The sequence below is a fragment of the Bacteroides sp. Ga6A2 genome, from assembly GCF_000702225.1.
Lineage (GTDB): Bacteria > Bacteroidota > Bacteroidia > Bacteroidales > Bacteroidaceae > Ga6A1.
Map to the genome: position 1 here is coordinate 1 of NZ_JNKX01000084.1, position 1,929 is coordinate 1,929.

The 1,929-nt window shown below is 37.9% G+C and carries 1 protein-coding gene and 1 pseudogene; both read right to left on the bottom strand.

Annotated features, from left to right (window positions below; translation table 11 throughout):
- Positions 1 to 203, bottom strand: a pseudogene (locus T538_RS19045) (hypothetical protein); the annotation flags it as partial.
- A 447-nt stretch (positions 204 to 650) separates the two neighbouring features.
- The coding region (locus tag T538_RS0113740) for a BspA family leucine-rich repeat surface protein (RefSeq protein WP_051656122.1) at positions 651 to 1,929 on the bottom strand (1,279 nt) is incomplete at its 5' end.

The window sequence follows — 1,929 nt, forward strand, 5'->3', positions numbered from 1 at the left end:
ATTAAAACCTCCATGTTTATCCATTCTGGGTATTCGTCAAGTTCATACGCCGTGCCTTGTCGGGAAGACTTATTTTTGTCATAGTAAAAAGTAAGAGTTGTGCTATCTGGCGATACCACTGCATAGGCTTCTTGTGCCAAGACAGACATAGGGTTAGCTGAAAACAAAATAATGTTTAAAAAGAGCGTAAAAAGGTGTTTCATTTTATAAAATTTTAAATTACGCCCGCAAAATTAACTCATTTTTCACTTTACAGTCTAAAACAAGCCAAAAATTATAATTATTTAACTTTTCGGTAGAACGATTTTTCTACGTGAGTTCGGAAAAAGAAAATCCCTCTTCCTATATTAGGAAATGATTATTTGGAATGACGCTGAAAGCGGTCGCCTCTCATTTTCAGCGGTGGGAATTCTTGCGTCCCTTCGGTAGCAAGCGAATGGAGTTCGAGCGGCAAATTCCCATTTTCTTTCCAAGCTGAATTACAAACTCAGCTTAACAGTGCATTTTTTCAGCGGTGGGAATTACAAATTCCCTATTCTTTTCAAAGTCGAATTGCAAATTCGACTTAACTAAGAGATTTTCAACTTTCTCTCCCAACTACCAATTATGAATTGTGAATTATCCATTGTCAATTCTTAATTTTTCAAGTTTCAACTTTCAAGTTTCAAGTTAAAATAACCCGGCTCATCTTTGCCGCCATCTATCTTTGCACGAGCAACATCTACAAATTCAAAATCGTATTTTGTTCCTTTACCACCTACAAGATTAGTGCAATTCTCAAACATATATTTCGAATTTCTAACCCTGCTTATATTCCAGTCTGTCCCAACATATATCGTTTTCAGACTTTCACACCCCAAGAACATTGCGTGCATAATAGTTACTTTCGAGGTGTTAAAGTTGTTTATATCAAGCTGAGTCAGACTTTTACAACCAGCAAACATATTGTCCATATCCCACACATTAGAGGTATCGAATCTACTCAAATCAAGGCTCGACAGTTTTTCGCAGCCACAAAACATACTGCCCATACACGTTACTCTCGAAGTGTTAAAGTTGCTTAAATCCAGAGAACGCAGACTTGTGCATACTCGGAACATACTATGCATATTCGTTACTTTTGAAGTATTGAAATTGCATAAATCAAGACTCTCCAAACTTCCGCAATCATGAAACATACCGCCCATATCCTTTACCTTCGAGGTATTAAAACCACTTACATCAAGTTCTGTAACACTTTCGCAACTACTGAACATACAGCTCATATCAGTTACTTGCGAGGTATTAAATCCGCTGACATCAAGACTCTGCATACTTTTGCAACATAAAAACATACCACTCATATTTGTAACATTCGAGGTATCGAAACCGCCTACATCGAGTCCCGGCAGACTTTCGCAACCAGAGAACATTCTGCACATATCTGTTACTTTCAAAGTATCAAAACAACTTATATCAAGACTATGCACGTTTTGACATCCCAAGAACATTTCTCGCATTCTCCTTACTTTTGAGGTATCGAAACTGCTAACATCAAGGCTCGACAGGCTTTCGCACCAATAGAACATTAAGCTCATGTCTGTAACCTTCGAAGTATCGAACTTACTTAAATCAAGGCTAAACAAACGTTTACAATTACAGAACATTCCGAACATATTCCTCACTCTCGAAGTATTCAGATTGTCGATGCCTTCTATTTTTGTCAGATTTTCAAATCCGCCGAACCAATATGCACAAGATACAGGACGTGCATCTTTAAACGACTCGTCAAAAACTACCGTCGTAAAATTCGGATTATACGGGAGTGAACCTTTTTCTTTTTTCACCCATTTAGGAATTACAACATTCAGCCTATACGCCGTACCTTGTCGGGAAGACTTATGTTTGTCAAAATAGAAGGTAAGTGTCGTGCCATCGGGCGATACTACC